Annotated in this window: 12 protein-coding genes; 3 read left to right on the top strand and 9 right to left on the bottom strand. The window is 70.6% G+C overall.

Features of this window, described 5'->3' with window-relative positions:
* Positions 1–2: 2 nt before the first annotated feature.
* Complete coding sequence (locus tag ACZ3HL_RS09780; protein WP_465411158.1) at positions 3–2,297, top strand: hypothetical protein; 2,295 nt, start codon at positions 3–5, stop codon at positions 2,295–2,297.
* A gap of 44 nt (positions 2,298–2,341) precedes the next feature.
* Here ACZ3HL_RS09780 and ACZ3HL_RS09775 read toward each other — a convergent pair whose 3' ends face one another.
* The 3 genes from ACZ3HL_RS09775 to ACZ3HL_RS09765 all read right to left on the bottom strand — a co-directional run bounded on the left by ACZ3HL_RS09775 (position 2,342) and on the right by ACZ3HL_RS09765 (position 5,849).
* On the bottom strand, positions 2,342–3,046 hold the full coding sequence (locus ACZ3HL_RS09775; protein ID WP_465411157.1) for an LPXTG cell wall anchor domain-containing protein: 705 nt from the start codon (positions 3,044–3,046) through the stop codon (positions 2,342–2,344).
* 226 nt (positions 3,047–3,272) lie between these two features.
* Entirely contained in the window at positions 3,273–4,793 is a 1,521-nt protein-coding gene (locus ACZ3HL_RS09770; protein WP_465529971.1) for an amino acid permease, read from the bottom strand.
* A 141-nt stretch (positions 4,794–4,934) separates the two neighbouring features.
* On the bottom strand, positions 4,935–5,849 hold the full coding sequence (locus tag ACZ3HL_RS09765) for a cation diffusion facilitator family transporter (protein ID WP_465529969.1): 915 nt from the start codon (positions 5,847–5,849) through the stop codon (positions 4,935–4,937).
* Between the two features lie 143 nt (positions 5,850–5,992).
* On the opposite strand from ACZ3HL_RS09765, the gene ACZ3HL_RS09760 reads away from it, so the two are divergent.
* On the top strand, positions 5,993–8,995 hold the full coding sequence (locus ACZ3HL_RS09760; protein WP_465529967.1) for an AfsR/SARP family transcriptional regulator: 3,003 nt from the start codon (positions 5,993–5,995) through the stop codon (positions 8,993–8,995).
* 58 nt (positions 8,996–9,053) lie between these two features.
* On the opposite strand, the gene ACZ3HL_RS09755 is transcribed toward ACZ3HL_RS09760, so the two are convergent.
* From ACZ3HL_RS09755 to ACZ3HL_RS09730, 6 genes are all read right to left on the bottom strand, one after another.
* On the bottom strand, positions 9,054–9,557 hold the full coding sequence (locus ACZ3HL_RS09755) for a hypothetical protein (RefSeq protein ID WP_465529965.1): 504 nt from the start codon (positions 9,555–9,557) through the stop codon (positions 9,054–9,056).
* A gap of 189 nt (positions 9,558–9,746) precedes the next feature.
* Entirely contained in the window at positions 9,747–10,970 is a 1,224-nt protein-coding gene (gene manA, locus ACZ3HL_RS09750) for a mannose-6-phosphate isomerase, class I (protein ID WP_465530042.1), read from the bottom strand.
* Positions 10,971–11,036: 66 nt separating this feature from the next.
* Complete coding sequence (locus tag ACZ3HL_RS09745; protein ID WP_465529963.1) at positions 11,037–12,128, bottom strand: hypothetical protein; 1,092 nt, start codon at positions 12,126–12,128, stop codon at positions 11,037–11,039.
* Complete coding sequence (locus ACZ3HL_RS09740) at positions 12,112–12,333, bottom strand: Trm112 family protein (RefSeq protein WP_034305251.1); 222 nt, start codon at positions 12,331–12,333, stop codon at positions 12,112–12,114. The genes ACZ3HL_RS09745 and ACZ3HL_RS09740 overlap by 17 nt, the downstream gene beginning before the upstream one ends.
* Positions 12,334–12,385: 52 nt before the next feature.
* Entirely contained in the window at positions 12,386–13,741 is a 1,356-nt protein-coding gene (locus ACZ3HL_RS09735; RefSeq protein WP_465411151.1) for a phosphomannomutase/phosphoglucomutase, read from the bottom strand.
* A 72-nt stretch (positions 13,742–13,813) separates the two neighbouring features.
* The gene (locus tag ACZ3HL_RS09730; protein ID WP_073848429.1) at positions 13,814–14,167 is read right to left on the bottom strand and encodes a DUF3499 domain-containing protein; all 354 of its coding nucleotides are present in this window, start codon (positions 14,165–14,167) and stop codon (positions 13,814–13,816) included.
* A gap of 116 nt (positions 14,168–14,283) precedes the next feature.
* On the opposite strand from ACZ3HL_RS09730, the gene ACZ3HL_RS09725 reads away from it, so the two are divergent.
* Complete coding sequence (locus tag ACZ3HL_RS09725; RefSeq protein WP_016337110.1) at positions 14,284–14,715, top strand: metallopeptidase family protein; 432 nt, start codon at positions 14,284–14,286, stop codon at positions 14,713–14,715.
* Positions 14,716–15,062 lie beyond the last annotated feature (347 nt).

Below are 15,062 nucleotides of genomic sequence, written 5' to 3'. Positions count from 1 at the left end.
TCATGCCGGGTCCCGATACCCGCGTCGTCGAAATACGCGTACCCGGGCTAGTGGGCACGAGCGGTGAAAGCCTGCTGGATTCGACGTCGGTGGTCGACGTCGCGGGCGACGGGATCGGCAGGCTGATCCGGCCGTCGGACCGGCTGCGCCGTCCCGCTCCCGGTCCGGTGCTGCCCGCGCTCGGCCGTTCGATCCCGCGCATCCTCGAAGGCTACCTGTGGAGCGGGATGACCTCCGGGGGCGCCGCGAAGGCGACCTGGGCGCTGCTGTTCCCGTTCTCGCTGGCGAACGTCGCGCACTGGATGCTGCCGCCGGTCCCGGAGGGCAGGCGGTTCGCGGCGCTGCTCGGCGGGGTCTGCCGGGGGCTGCTCCGGGTGGCGTCGCTGCTGCTGACGATGCTGCTGATCAGCCAGCTCGCGGTGGTCTCGCTCGACCTGTTCGCCGCGCAGTGCCTCGCGCCGGGTTCATCCTGTCTCGAAGGAGCGCCGTCGTTCCTGCGGGACTTCGCGCCGCTGCGGACGGCGATCGGGGTGGTCCCGCTGCTGGCGCTGATCTTCGTGCTCGACCGGATCCCGTCGTCGGACTGGCGATCGCGGAACAGGCTGCACCGCGCGCACAGTTCGAGCCCGCTGCAACCACAGGACCTGCCGCGGACGCCCGGACTGCGCACGCTGCACACCGTCGCCGCTCTGACCTGTGTCGCGCTTCCGTTGCTCGGCGGGCCGTTCCGGCTGCCGTCCGCGACGTTCGATCTGGTCGTCTGGATCTGCGCGCTGGCGCTCGTCCTCGCCACGCTGATGGCCTCGACGGTCGGGTTCTCGGCCGGGCCGGTGATCCGGGGCGGGCTGATCGGGGTCGCCGTCGTCTTGGTCGGGATCGCCGTCGTGCGCAGGACGCCGCTGCCCGCGGGGCTCCCAGGCGGCGGACTCGGCGGAGCGGACGGGACGGTCGAGGCACTGGGGGCGGCGATGGTCGCGGTGACCGTGCTGTTCGCGCTGATCCTCGTCCCGGCCGCGCTGCTCGGACGGCCGACGTGGAAACACCTGCCGCACCGGCTGCGGCCCTGGCTCGGCGGATGGGCGGCGGCACCGGTCGTCGCGCTGGCCGGTCTGCTCGGCGGCGGCTTCGGCGCGGGGCTCGCGGTCGCGCTGCGGCAGCTGGTCGGCGCGAGCGAACTCCGCCTGCCCGACACCTACTCCCTGGTGACCGTGCTGTGGGGTGCCGGTCTCGCGCTCGCCGTCGTCCTCGGTGTGCTGGGGTTCGCGGTCGCCGTCCCGCTGCGACGGCTGCGCCGCGGCATCCCGGAGATCGTCGCGTTGATGGAGATCGACAAGGCGCAGGAAGAGGAAGCGGCGAGTGCCTGGGCCCGCGCTTCGTGGGAACGCAAGCATCTGCACCATCTCGCGCTCACGGTCGCGCTGGCGATGGCGGCCGGCGGTGGGGCGCTTCTGGTGCTGCGCTTCGGTTTCGGTCCGCTGCCGGGCTGGTTCAAGCCGATTTCCGCGATCGGCGTGTTCGCGCTCGGCGCGATGGCGGCCGGGCTGCTGCGCGTCGTGTTCGCCGCCGCGACGACCCCCAAACGCAGCCGTCACCTCGGCGCGCTGGCGGATCTCGTGTGCTTCTGGCCGCGTGCCGCCCATCCGACCGTTCCGCCGAGTTACGCGCTCCGGGTCGTCCCGGAACTCGCGGACCGGGTCAAGGAACATCTGGCCGATCCGGGCACCCGGGTCGTGCTCTCCGGCTACAACCTCGGCAGTCTGCTCACCGTGCTCGCCGCGGCGCGGGTGATCGCCGATCTGCCGCCCGAGGACCGCGACCGGGTCGGGCTGCTGACCGCGGGATCGCCGCTGCAGTGGGGTTACCAGCGCGCCTTCCCCGCGATGCTGCCGCAGGAGCAACTCGCCGGGCTGTACCGGGATCTCGACGGCCGCTGGCGCGCGCTGTGCCGCGGCACGGACATCTTCGGCGGCGGCGTCACGACGTGGCGGCATCGCGTGGTGGCCGGGAAACTGCTGGGCGACGGCTACCTGCCCGGCGGCGGAACCGGGCCGCTGGCCGCCGAAGCCGACGAGCAAGGCGTCCTGGTGCTCGGCGGCGACCACTGGCTGCCCGACCCGATGCGCGGGCCGACCGGGCGGCACCGCTGGGCACCCGGAGTCCTCAAGCACACGGACTACGTCGTCGACGCCGAATGGGACAACGCCGTCGCGATGGCCGCCGGCCTCGGCCGCCCCCGCCCGAAGAACCCTTGGGGCGAGCAGGGATCGCTGTTCGGGGACTTCCCGCAAATGCGCTGAAGGCCCCCTTCACGAGGAAGAGGGCCTTCAGGCATTACCTAGTTTCAGTCGGCCTTGCGGCGCACGCGCAGCAGGACCAGGACGCCGGCACCGGCCAGGACCAGCAGGCCACCGGCCCACAGCAGCCAGGCGTTGTCGAAACCGGTGTCCGCGAGGCCGCCGCCGTTGCCGCCGTTACCGCCGACGTTCGGGGCGGGAACAGCGGTGCTCGACGGAGCGGAGGTCTCCGACGGCTTCTCCGTGGTGGTGGTCGGCGCGGTCGTCGGCGGCTTGGCCGTCGTCGTCTTCGTCGGCTCGCTCGGCTTCGTCGGCTCGGTCGGCTTGGTCTTCTTCTCGCCACAGGCGAACCAGTGGCTGATGTCGGCCTGCTTGCCGCCGCCGTTCATCGGCGAGCGCAGCTTCTCCCACGGCGGGGTCTTGGCGAGACCGCGCTTGCCGGGCTCGTAGATGTTGTAGCCGTCGCCGCCCTTGACGACGATCGCGGTGACGGTGACGCCCTCGCCGACCGCGGTGATGTTGAGGTACTTGTCCTTCTCCGTGCCACCGGTGAAGGTCAGGTCCTTCGTCGAGATCTCGGTGCCCGGCAGCTTCGCCTTCTCACAGGTGCTGACGTTCTTCGGCGTCGGGATCGCGCGGGGGTCGTCGGTGTGGCACGCGAGCGCGGTGCCCGTCACGCCGAGCAGGGCGGCGGTCGCCAGCGCGACGACGGTGACAGCGGAGCGGACACGCCGTCCGGAAATGATCTGCATTCAGAGCTCTCCTGTACCGATCGGGGGACAAACGAGAGAAAGCGCGGTTGCCTCTTCTGAGGGACGAAGGTCAACTCGCGGTACTTCTCCACGAGTCCCGTTCACCCGTCGGGGTGAGGCAAGAGCCCGGACGTTAGCGCACACCGATTTCACACCGGAGATCGGGGCCCCCGACGAAGCGGCCCACCATCCACAAAGGAATGGTGGGCCGCCGAAACGAGAATGATCAGTCCGATACGGACGTCGGCACCTCGCCCTTGTCCTGCTTGCCGAGCAGGGAACGGCGACGGCTGTAGGCGAAGTAGATGACGACGCCCAGCGCCATCCACGCCAGGAAGCGCAGCCACGTGAGCACGGTCAGGTTCAGCATCAGCCACAGGCAGGCGACGATCGCCAGGATCGGGATCACCGGAACCCACGGCACCCGGAAGGCGCGGGGCAGATCGGGCCGGGTCTTGCGCAGCACCAGCACACCCGCCGAGACCAGAACGAACGCGAACAGTGTCCCGACGTTGACCATTTCCTCGAGTTTGTCCGCCGGGAAGAACGTCGCCGCGACCGCGACCAATCCGCCGACGACGATGGTCGCGCGCTTCGGGGTCCCGTTCGAGCCGGTCTTCGCCAGGCCGCGCGGCATCAGGCCGTCACGCGACATCGCGAAGATGATCCGGATCTGGCCGAGCATCAGGACCATGACGACGGTGGTCAGACCGGCGAGGGCACCGACGGAGATGATGTTGGCCGCCCAGTCGACGCCGTTGGCCGCGAACGCGGACGCGAGCGTCTTCTTGCCGCCGTCACCCGCCGTGGTGGCGAGTTCCTTGTAGTTCACCATGCCGACGACCACCAGCGACACGGCGACGTACAGCACCGTGACGATGGCGAGCGAGCCGAAGATGCCGCGGGGCACGGCCTTCTGCGGGTTGCGGGTCTCTTCGGCGGTGGTCGCGACGATGTCGAACCCGATGAACGCGAAGAACACCAGGGACGCGGCGGCCAGCAGGCCGAAGACGCCGAACGCGCTGCTGCCGCCACCGGCGATCAGCGAGAACAGCGACTGGTCGACGCCGGTCGACGCCGACTCCCCGGCGGGCTGGGCGTCCGGGACGAACGGGGTGTAGTTCGACCCCTTGATGTAGAAGATGCCCAGCACGATCACGAACAGCACCACCGCGACCTTGATACCGGTGATCACCATGGAGAACCGCGAAGACAGCTTCGTGCCGACGGCGAGCAGCGTGGCGAGCACCAGCACCACGAGCAAGGCGCCCCAGTCGACCGGGATCGGGCCGAGCTCGAACGTCGTCTTCGTGCCCTTGCCGAAGATGTAGGAGAGCACGGTCTCGAGGTAGGCGGACCAGCCCTTCGACACCGCGGCCGCGCCGACCGCGAGCTCCAGGATGAGGTCCCAGCCGATGATCCATGCCATGAACTCGCCGAACGTGGCGTAGGAGAACGTGTACGCGCTCCCGGCCACCGGGACGGTCGACGCGAATTCCGCGTAACAGAGGGCGGCCAGCGCACAGGCGATGGCCGCGAACACGAACGCGAGCGAAACCGACGGCCCCGCGAAGTCACCCGCCGTGCGCGCGGTGAGGGTGAAGATTCCGGCACCGATGACGACGGCGACACCGAAGACGGTCAGGTCCCACGCGCTCAGGTTCCGCCTGAGCTTGGTCCCCGGCTCGTCGGTGTCCGCGATGGACTGTTCGATGGATTTCGTACGCCACAGGCCGTTTCCAGGCACCCTTGACCTCCTACACCTGACTGCGGTTCAAGGGACCCTATCGCCCGGTCGTGACGGCAGCGCGGTGGGAGAGCAACGAACTACCCGGAGGTCGTGGCGGTGATCGGCGGAGTACGGAGGGTTGCTCCGAATGGCGGCGGCTCAGGCCAGCGCGCGGTCCAGATCCGGCTCCAGGTAGATCAGCTTCGCCGTCGGCACCTTCGCCCGCACACGCGCTTCGGCGTCGTCGATGGCCTGCGCGATCTCCGCGGTCTCCAGTCCCGGCACCAGCGCGAGCTTCGCGGCCACCAGCATCTCGTCCGGGCCGATGTACAGCGTCCGGATGTGAATGACCCGCTCGACCTTGCCCGCGGCGAGCTCGTCGACGATCACGTCGAGGTCGGTCTCGGAGGCGCCTTCGCCGATCAGCAGGCTCTTCATCTCGATGATCAGGATGATCGCGATGACACCGAGCAGCACACCGATCGTCACGGTGCCGATGCCGTCCCACACCGGGTTCCCGGTGACGACCGACAGTCCGACGCCGGCGAGCGCGAACACCAGGCCGAACAGCGCGCCCGCGTCCTCCAGCAGGACCACCGGCAGCTCAGGCGTCTTGGCCTGGCGGATGAACGCCCACCAGCCCGCGTCGCCCTTGATCTTCTTCGATTCCTGGATCGCGGTGTAGAAGGAGTAGCACTCCAGCCCGATCGCGACCACGAGGATGCCGACCGCCACCAGCGGCGAGGTCAGCTCTTCGGGATGCGAGATCTTGTGGATGCCCTCGTACAGCGCGAACACCGAGCCGAGGCTGAAGAGCATCAGCGCGACGATGAACGAGTAGAAGTACCGGTCCCGCCCGAAGCCGAACGGGTGGGTGCGGGTCGCCTTGCGCTGCGAGGTCTTCTGGCCGAGCAGCAGGAGCCCCTGGTTCGAGGTGTCCGCGAGCGAGTGCACGGACTCGGCGAGCATCGAGGACGATCCGGTGATGAGGAAGCCGGTGAATTTCGCGACCGCGATACCGGCGTTCGCCACGAGCGCGGCGATGATCGCCTTGGTTCCGCCACCTGCAGACACGTGCAACTCCCCAATGGTGTCCCGATATGCCGGGTTCGAAGGCTAGCAGTGCAGATGAGCCCGTACACGGCGGGCGGGACAGGTCACGGAATTGTCGGGCCCCCTCGCTAGTCTCGCCCCTCTCATGACCTGGGGAGGTGCCCGTGCCGCGATTCGGCGTGCTCGGACCGTTGACGATCGAGAGCCCGCCCGGGCGGCGTACCACGCCGCGCGGCGAGCACCAGCGCGCCCTGCTGGCCGTCCTGCTGCTGAACGCGAACTCGTCCGTCCCGGTCGACGCCCTGGTCGAGGCCCTCTGGCCGGACACGCCACCGAAGTCGTACTCCTCGAATCTGCACACGTACGTCTCCCGCCTGCGGGCCCGGTTCGACGGCCTGGAGATCGAGCGGGATCCGCACGGCTACCGCCTGGTGGTCGAGCCGGCCGACCTCGATCTGCTGTCCTTCCGCGAAGCCGTCGCGGCGGGGAAGGCGGCGGCGCGGGCGGGCGATCCCGCGGCTCGTGTTTCGGCGCACTACCGCCGGGCGCTGGCGGAATGGCGCGGCCCGGTCCTTTCCGGACTGCACATCCCCCGCCTCGACGCGGACGTCGCCCGCCTCGAGTCGGAGCGGCTCGCCGCCTTCGAAGACTGTGTCGACGCCGAGCTGTCCGACGGCAGGCACGGCGAGCTCACCGGCGAGCTCCAGGCGATGATCACCGAACATCCCCTGCGCGAGCGGCTGGCCGCGCAGCTGATGCTCGCGCTGCACCGCGCCGGACGGCAGGCCGATTCGCTGGCCGTCCACCGCGATCTGCGCGCCACCCTCGTCGAGGAGCTCGGCGTGGAGCCCGGCGCCGAGGTCCGCCGGGTGCACGCCGCCGTGTTGCGCGGCGAGGACCCGGTGCCCTCGGCCAAGGTGGCGCCGGTCTTCCCGATCTGCCAGCTGCCACCGGACATCGCGGATCTCGCCGGTCGCGAGAGCGAGATCGCGAAGCTCTCCGAGCTGCTCGGCGAAGTCAAGGGTGTTCCGGTCGCCGTGATCACCGGCGAACCGGGGGCAGGTAAGTCGACCCTCGCGGTCGCCGCCGCGCACAGGCTCCGCCGGTCCTTTCCGGACGGTCAGCTGTTCGTCCCGCTGGCGGGCGCCTCCGACCCTCGCGAACTGGCCGACGTCCTCGGGGACCTGTTGCGCGCGCTCGGCGTCACCGGTCCGGCCATCCCGGACGACGTCGAGGCGCGCGCGGCGGTCTATCGCGGCCGCCTCGCCGATCGGCGGGTCCTCGTGGTGCTCGACGACGCCGCGAGCCCCGAGCAGGTTCGCGCGCTGCTGCCGGGAACGCCGGGCAGCGCGGTGCTGATCACCAGCAGACAGCGGCTTTCCGGGCTCGCAGGGGCGGATCGTCTGCATCTCGCGCCGCTGTCCGGCGCCGAGGCGATGGCCCTGCTGGCGCGGCTGGCCGGGCCGGATCGGGTCGCCGCCGAACGTGCCGACGCGGAACGTATCGCCAAGGCCTGCGGCAATCTCCCGCTGGCGTTGCGGATCGCCGGCAGCAGGCTCGCGATGCGGCCCGGCCTGCCGCTCGGGAAGCTCGCCGGGAAACTGGAGGACGAGGTCTCGCGTCTCGACGAGCTCCAGGTCAGTGATCTCCAGGTCCGCGGCAGTATCGCGTTGAGTTATCAGGCGCTGAGCCCGGCGGCACGGCGCGCGTTCCGGCTGATCGGGCGCTGCCGCACCCTCGATCTGCCCGCATGGGCGGTGTCGACGCTGATCGATGACGAAGGTGCCGACGAGGCCATCGACGAACTCGTCGAGGCCAGCCTGCTCGAAGCCACCGGTCTCGATCCGACGGGTGAGCAGCGGTTCCGGGTCCACGATCTCGTGCGCGTGTTCGCCACGGAACTGAGCCGGGCGCTGGAGACCCACGCCGAGCGGGTGTCGACGGTCGCGAAGGTGTCGGACGCGGCGCTGTGCCTGGCCGACACGGCGGCCCGGCGCCTGCCGAGGACGGTGCCGATGCCGTTGTCGGATCACGACGTGCCCGCGCAGCCGTTGGCGGGCGAACTGGTCGAGCGGCTGCTGCGAGACCCAGGCACCTGGTTCTCCGTGGAACGGGCCAACCTGGTCGCCGCCGTCTCGTCGCTGTGCGCCGTCGGCTGGCGGCGGAAAGCGTTGCGGATACTGGAAAGACTGAGCGCGTACCTGTACTTGCACAGTCACTACACCGATATGCGGACGGCGTACGAGACCTTGCGCGACGCCGCCCGCGAAGCAGGCGACAGGCACATCGTGGTCATCGCCGAGGCCAACTTGGCGGTGCTGCTGCACGTTCGCGGCGACTACGAGCTCGCCGCCGAGGGCTACCGCGAGTGTTCGAAGGAATTGGCTGAGCTGGGCGACATTTCCGCGCAGGCGTGGGTCGAGACCAACCTGGCGCGCTGTCTCGTCGGGCTCGGCCGTGCGGGCGAATCCCTCCACGCCGCGACCCAGGCCCGCGAACTGTCCACTGTGGAGGAAAGCGGGACGTACGCACGGCAGGCGGAGTCCGCGGCGCTGCATCGGCTCGGCATGATCTCCGAGGCGCTGGAGATCGACAGGCGCAGCCTCGCGGACGCGCGCGAACGCGGCGACGAACGTCAGCTCGGTGTCGCGCTCCAAGGGCTTTCGTGGTCGCTGATGCTCGACGGCCGCCCGGATGAGTCCTTGGAAACGATCGAAGAATCGGTACGGGTGCTGCGCCGGACGACGGCGAAATCGGCGCTGGCGAAGTCGTTGCGCACCCAGGGCGCGATCCTCGCGGGTGCCGGACGGCGGAGCGACGCGGTGAAGGCCTACGAGCACGCGCGACGGCTGGCCGGAGCGCTCGAAGAGCGGCCGCGAGAGCTTTCCTGCACGCGCGCGATCGCCGCGAGCTGGATCGGCGACGGGGAGGCCGATCGCGCGATTCCCGTGCTGCGCCACTGCCTTGACGAATTCCGCGCCATGGGTGGAAAACCCGCGACGGCCCTCACCCTGCACGTGTTGCGCAGGGCGTACGAGGCCGTCGGGGAGACGAAGGCGGCCGAGGCGGCGGGCGAAGAGGCGAAGCGATTGGAAGTCCCCCACGACGCCAACGCTTCGACCCTCGTCCGGTTGCTGTTGTCGCTCACCGAACCCGCCCCGGCCTGACCGGGGGGTGCCCGACCCCTCAGACGGGCACCCCCCGGAAGTCACCATCGGCCGCGGATCACCCGAGCCGTGGTTCGCGCCGTCCGGCGGAGAACCAGGCCAGCACGATCACCAGCACGCCGTTGGCCGCGGCGTCCCACACCGGCGGCGCGGCGGGCCCGAGCCGCGCGACCGCGAACACGTTGATCAGCCCGGCGACGGTCAGCATCACGCGGACGGGCTGGGTGCCCGTCACCACCAGCGCGGCCGTGAGCAGCACCTGCGCGCCGAGCGAGACGAGCACGAGCAGCGGAAGGCTCAGCCTGCTCTCCGCGCCGGCGGCGAGACCGTGCAGGCCGGAGCCCGCGGTCTTGACGGCCTCGATCATTTCGCCCGCCAGCCCCGACAGCGCCTGCGCGGAGCCGACCAGGTCCTGGCCGCTCGGCAGCGGGAGCACCAGGTCGACGACCGGGACGAGCACGGTCACCACGGCGGCTCCGAGCGCGGCGAGCAGGGCGGTGGGGCGCGCGGAGACCGGCACCCGGTAAGCGCGTCCGCTCGCCGTGTCGGGATGGGAAGTCACTACTGCTGCTCCTTGGCTATCGACATCCGGGACGAGCCGACGCCAAGCGCCGGGTCACCCCTTCGGGCGATAGTTGCGGAACCCACCACACGGAACGAACACACTTCGGCCAAGCCCCCGCGCGTTTAGTCCTCTGGATGCGGTCCTTGCGCGCGCAAGGACCGCATCCAGAGGACTAAACGCGCGAAATCAGCAGGTGCCGGCGGTGGCGCGGAACACCTGGGTGCGCTCGCCAGACAGCGGCCGCACCCGGACGGCGGGGTCGGCGGCCGGAAGCCACACCGACTGGCCGCGGCGGAGTTCGACCTGCTCGCCGTCGTCGGCCGTCACCAGCAGGCTCCCGGCGGTGCACAGCAGGATCTGCGGGCCGACGTCGTGGACGGCGACCTCGCCGCCGTCCCCGGCCTCCCATTCGATCCGCGACAGCTCGAATTCCGGCGCGTCGGTGCGGTACACCGACATGCGCTCCTCACGTTCACCGGTCTGGACCGGCATCTCGCCGCACGCGAAGTCGACGACGCGCAGCAGCTCCGGCACGTCGACGTGCTTCGGGGTCAGCCCGCAGCGCAGGATGTTGTCCGAGTTCGCCAGGATTTCGATGGCGGTTCCGTGCAGGTACAGGTGCAGATTCCCGGCGGGCAGGTAGATCGCCTCGCCCGCGCTGAGGGTGAGCCGGTTGAGCAGCAGCGCCGCGAGCACGCCCGCGTCCCGGGGATGCGACTCGCCGAGCTCCAGGATGGTGCGGCATTCGACATCGAACTCGCCGCGTTCCTGGACGTGCTTCACGCAGGAATCGAGGACCTCGGGCAGCAGCTCGTCGAGCGCCGCCTGCGGCAAGGTGATCCAGGTGGTGAACAGGGCGCGCAGCCCGGCCGGATCCGGCTGGGCCTCCAGCAGCACCGCGTATTTCGCCAGGCCGGGCGTCTCGATCGCCTTCAGCAGCGAGATCGTGCGCTCCGGGTCGCGGAAGCCGGCCAGCGCGTGGAACTCCGTCAGCGCGCAGACGAGTTCCGGCTTCGCCGTCGGATCCGGGTAGTTGCGGTTCGAGGCGTCACGCGGGATCCCCGCCGACTCCTCGCGCGCGTAGCCCTCCGCCGCCTGCGCGGCCGACGGGTGCGCCTGCATCGAAAGCGGCTCTTCGGCGGCGAGGATCTTCAGCAGGAACGGCAGCCTGCCGCCCCAGCGGCCGGCGCAGGTCGTGCCGAGCTGGCCGACCGGATCGGCTTCGACGAGCTCCAGCAGGCTCCGCTCGGTGCCGTCCGGGCCGATGACGTGCGACGGGTCGCCGGGGTGGGCGCCCATCCACAGTTCCGCCTCCGGATGCGGCGCCGGCACCGGGCGCCCCAGCAGCTCGGGGATCGTCGTCCTGGATCCCCACGCGTAGGGCCGCACGGCATTGCGCAGCAGCTCCACTGTCACCTCAACTCCTCGCCGGGCACGGGTGGTGCCGGCCCTCATTGCTTACGTCGCGCTCGGGATTCACGCCGTTGCGGGCGTGTACCTCCCGGCGCCGCCGATGCTGCCGACGGCCAGCCCCAGATAGACCGCGGCCAGCTCGAAACGGAGCGCGAGAACGGCCGCACGCACGATCTCGTCCGTTTCGATCTCTTCGGCCGGGGCGATCACGTCGCCGCCGGGCAGCAGGTCTTCCGCCTGATAGCGGGCCGCCTCGGCGGCGGGCCCCGTGCGAACGGAGAGGAGCAGCACCCTCGGCGTCGCGACGGCCCCCTCTTCCGGGTCCGCGAAGATATCGCGATCCACGCCCCCGGACAACGCCGCCCGCCGCAAAGCGGGCCTGGCCAGCGCCTGGCGATAGTCCTCCACGTCACAGACGAGGGCGGCGTGCGCGGCGAACGCGTGGGCCGCGTGTTCGCCGACGGCGACCGCGACCGGGTCCAGCCCCCACAGCAGCGGCTGGCGCTCGGCCAGTTTCAGCGCCATCGCCTTGGCCGGGTTCGCGAACGAGTCCCTGGCCAGGTAGTCCTTCTCGGCCTCCGCGTCGAGGTGGTCCGCGAGCTGCTCCAGATCGGCCACCAGCAGGCCGAGCGCGTTCGCGGTCAGCAGGGCGGCGGCGAGCCCACGGGGGAACGCCATCTCCGGCGGGACCGGGAGCCTCGGCGCGAGCAGGAGCCCCTTGCCCGCGACGGCGGCCGCGACGGGGCCTTCTTCGGGCGCGGACAGCACGACGGTCGCCCCGAACCGGGCGGCGCGTTCCAAGGAGGCGGCCAGCTCGCGGTCACCGGCGTCGTCGGTGTGCGCGAAGACCACGTCGAGCGCGCCGATCCAGCTCGGCACCACCTCGGCGACGACCACCGGCACCGGGCACGACGGGGTCAGGAGCGCGGCGACCAGCCTGGTCAGCGTCCGGCTGACGCCCGGCCGGTCGATCAGCACGAGCGAGCGCGGGCGCCCGACGTCCAGGCGATCACTCAGCTCGATTTCGGCCGCGGCTTCGGCGGTCGCCCGGACCTGGGCGCCCGCCATGGCGGCGGCACGGAGAAGCCCCGCGGTGTCGGCCTCGGCCAGCCTCGCGGGATCGTCGAGCAGGGATTCGTCAGGGACCGTCGGCATGGGCGCCATCCGGGGTCGTCGGCTCGGTGGCTTCGTCCAGCAACAGTACCGGGATTCCATCACGGACCGGATACACGCGACCGCATTCCGTGCAGGTCAGTGCGTCGGCCTCCGGGTCGGCCGGCGTCCCCGGCCGCAGCGGCGCGTGATCGGGGGACGGGCAGGCCAGGATCTCCAGCAACTGTGCGTCGAACGTGACGGCCATGGTTACTCCCTACCTGTGGGACGTCTCTATGGGTGTTTTCACGACACATTCGTTACCCACGGACGATCGCCAATACGTCTTCGGTCAGTGCCCGGACGGCCTCGGCGTCGGCGGCCTCGACGTTCAGGCGGAGCAGCGGCTCGGTGTTGGACGGGCGCAGGTTGAACCAGCCGCCGCCGGGGAGCTGCACGGTGAGCCCGTCCAGTTCGTCGATTTCGACGCCGTCGCGGGCGCCGAACGCGTCCTTGACCGCCATCATGCGCGCGACCTGGTCGTCGACGGTGGAGTTGATCTCACCGGAGGCCGAGTAGCGCGAGTACTCCGCCGTCAGCTCGGACAGCGGTCCCGCCTGCTCGCCGAGGGCGGCGAGCACGTGCAGCGCGGCCAGCATGCCGGTGTCGGCACGCCAGAAGTCACGGAAGTAGTAGTGCGCGGAGTGCTCTCCGCCGAAGATCGCGCCGGTCTTGGCCATCTCGGCCTTGATGAACGAGTGCCCGACCCGGGTGCGCACCGGCTTGCCGCCGTGCTCGGCGACGATCTCCGGGACGCCCTTCGACGTGATCAGGTTGTGGATGATGGTGCCGCCCGGCTCCTTCTCCAGCTCGCGGATCGCGACCAGCGCGGTGATGGCGCTCGGCGAGACCGGCTCGCCGCGCTCGTCGACGACGAAGCAGCGGTCCGCGTCGCCGTCGAAGGCGAGTCCCGCGTCGGCGCCTTCCTCGCGCACCTTCGCCTGGAGGTCGACGATGTTCTTCGGGTCGAGCGGGTTGGCCTCGTGGTTCGGGAAGTTGCCGTCGAGCTCGAAGTACATCGGGACGACCTCGATGGGCAGGCCCGCGAAAACCGTCGGAACGGTGTAGCCGCCCATGCCGTTGCCGGCGTCGACGACGACCTTCAGCGGGCGGCTGCCCGACAGGTCGACGAGGTTGCGCAGGTACGCCGCGTAGTCCGCGAGGACGTCCTTCTCGGTCACCGAACCGCGCTGGCCCTCGAAGGCGGGCACGCCCTGCTCGACGGTGTCGCGGATCTCCGCGAGACCGGAGTCCTGGCCGACGGGGGCGGCGCCCGAACGGCACAGCTTGATGCCGTTGTACTTCGCCGGGTTGTGGCTGGCGGTGAACATGGCGCCCGGCAGGTTGAGCGACCCGGACGCGAAGTACAGCTGGTCGGTGCTGGCGAGGCCGATCGACACGACGTCGAGCCCCTGCGAGGTCACGCCGTCGGCGAACGCGGCGGACAGCTCGGGCGAGGAGTCGCGCATGTCGTGACCGATCACCACGGAGTCGGACTCCGGCTTGATCAACAGGGCGAACGCCGATCCGATGTCGCGGACGAGTGCCGCGTCCAGCTGCTCACCGACCACGCCGCGAATGTCGTAGGCCTTCACGATGCCCGAAAGGTCTGGCACGCCTGCTCCCCGCCAATAGTCTCGTTACAACGCCCTCTGGCGCGCTCGAAAGCCTACCGGCGAGCCCTCGCGTCAGGCGCGGCCGGGCAGGACGCGCAGGTGGCCGCGCCTGCCCGAGGGGCCCTCGGGTTCGGGCTCGGGCGCGGGCTTGTCGGACCGGCCCGCCTCGCGCACGGCCTCGGCCAGCGCGGTCAGCTCGTCGGCGGACGGGTCCGGGGCGGCGAAGGCCCCTTCGTGCCGGACGACTTCCCAGCCCTTGGGCACGGTCAGCCGGAGGGCGTGCGCCTCGCAGAGGTCATAGGAGTGCGGCTCGCTCGCGGTGGCCAGTGGGCCCACGACGGCTGTCGAATCACTGTAGGCATACGTGAGCGTGGCGACAGCGGGTTCGAGACAACCCGTTCGCGAACACTTTCGTACGCTCCGCACGATCGAGAACGATAGCGCGTCGCGAGCCGGGCGTACCGGCGACACGCGCTTTGAATCGCCGAGCGCGTACCCTTCGGTTCGTGGCGACGGCTCGTGATTCCCGACAGCGACGGCGGATGCGCCGGGACCGGCACGGCCGGGGCCTGCGCGGGGCGCTGTATCCGTCGACCCTTCCCGCCGCCGCTAGCAGGGCGGAAAGGTTCGACGCGCTGGTTTTGGACGCGCTCGAACCGATCGAAGCGCGGTGGCGGCACGAGCTGACGAAGCTCGACGTCGCCGTCGACGACGTCCCCGAAGTTCGCTCGGATGGCGCACCGGCCGGAGTCGACGGCGTGCTGCACGACGGCGCCGTCCCGCTCTCGCGGCTCGTGCCCGCCGGCGTCGACCGCGCCGGCCTCCCGACGCGGGCCCGCATCGTCCTCTACCGCCGCCCCCTCGAAGCGCGCGCGAAGGACCCCGGCGAACTCGCGGAACTCGTGCACGATGTCCTCGTCGAACAGGTGGCGGGCTACCTCGGCGTCGAACCCGACGTCATCGAAGGCGAATAGCCCTCACCTCCGCACCCCAGCCCCCGCCCTTCCCCGGGGGGCGTCCCCAGCCCAGTGTATCGCGCGACAGCGACGGGACCTGCGGAAACGGCACTGGAGCGCCGAGTTGTCCACAAGGGGAAGGGGCTGTGGACAACTGGATGGCTCGGTCTTGGGCAGGTGGCTCAGAAGGTTCCCGATGCCGCATTCGAGACGCTGTGCGACCCCAATGCGACATCAGGAAACCTGAGCCGGGTACCTGCCCTCCGCACCGGGAGGCGGAGATGCCCCCAATGCCACATTGGGGACGCTGAGTGTCCCCAATGCCACATTGGGGACATCGGAGCCCGAAGCGCAAGGCGGCCGAA

The organism is Amycolatopsis sp. NPDC000009, from assembly GCF_055563465.1.
This window is presented reverse-complemented; position numbering and strand designations above follow the sequence as displayed.

What these genes read in the sequence shown, in the direction of transcription:
- ACZ3HL_RS09780 (WP_465411158.1), top strand. Translation starts at nt 3, where the DNA reads ATGCCGGGTCCCGATACCCGCGTCGTCGAAATACGCGTACCCGGGCTA.
- ACZ3HL_RS09775 (WP_465411157.1), bottom strand. Translation starts at nt 3,046, where the DNA reads ATGCAGATCATTTCCGGACGGCGTGTCCGCTCCGCTGTCACCGTCGTC.
- ACZ3HL_RS09745 (WP_465529963.1), bottom strand. Translation starts at nt 12,128, where the DNA reads ATGCCGACGGTCCCTGACGAATCCCTGCTCGACGATCCCGCGAGGCTG.
- ACZ3HL_RS09740 (WP_034305251.1), bottom strand. Translation starts at nt 12,333, where the DNA reads ATGGCCGTCACGTTCGACGCACAGTTGCTGGAGATCCTGGCCTGCCCG.
- ACZ3HL_RS09725 (WP_016337110.1), top strand. Translation starts at nt 14,284, where the DNA reads ATGCGCCGGGACCGGCACGGCCGGGGCCTGCGCGGGGCGCTGTATCCG.